Raw genomic sequence first — 854 nt, forward strand, 5'->3', positions numbered from 1 at the left:
TGATCACACATTAACTCAAGAGAGGTCTGATTCGGATCTGTGGTCTGCTGCATCACCGTTTTGATTGGAGTCGGCTCCGGCTTGCCCGGCGAAAACTCCAGAGCAACGACGCTGGTTCCGGTTGGAACCTGATTCAGCTCAACCTGCTTTTGCACGCCAAACGCTTCGCGCATCGAACCAGCAAGACGCTTAAACTTTAAAACATCCATTTCAGCAAAAGAAAGTAGCAAGACAAAAAAGCACATCAATAGCGACATTAAGTCAGCAAAGGTTCCCATCCATGCTGGCAACCCCGGTTTACACTCTTCGCATTCTTTTTCTTCTTCAGACATCAGAGCTTGCCGCCAACTTATTCTTCTTGGGTTTCACGGCTACCCTCAGAAAGGTAGTTGCGTAACATCATCTCAATAACACGAGGGTTCTGCCCCGCCTGAATGGCCATTATCGCATCAATCGACATACTCTTTATCAAGCTCTCCTCCGCCATGCGAAGCTTCAGCTTGTCAGCGAAAGGAATCGCTACCATATTGGCAAGCATTGCTCCATATAAAGTAGTCAGCAATGCAACAGCCATTGCGGGTCCAATCGATTTCGGGTCATCCATATTCGATAACATAGCGACCAAACCAATCAGAGTCCCGATCATACCCATTGCAGGTGCGACATCACCTAGCGCCTCCCAGACCCTAGATCCGACCTTGTGGCGATCTACTGCTTGATTCTTGTCTTTCACCAGTAGATTGCGAACGACGTCCGCCTCATGACCGTCGATGAGCAAGCCAATTCCCCGCTTCAGGAAATCATTGGAAATCTCCTTACCCTCAAGTGCCAACAACCCACCTTTTCGAGCCTCA

Annotated in this window: 2 protein-coding genes; both read right to left on the reverse strand. The window is 48.9% G+C overall.

All coding sequences use genetic code 11. The features are described from left to right. Positions 1–332, reverse strand: a 332-nt coding sequence (locus A3751_RS19615; RefSeq protein WP_304439062.1) for a flagellar motor protein MotB, incomplete at its 3' end; no start/stop codon positions are given. Between the two features lie 17 nt (positions 333–349). After that, a partial coding sequence (locus A3751_RS19620; RefSeq protein WP_068458629.1) for a MotA/TolQ/ExbB proton channel family protein occupies positions 350–854 on the reverse strand: 505 nt, incomplete at its 5' end.

It is taken from the genome of Oleiphilus sp. HI0080 (assembly GCF_001635135.1).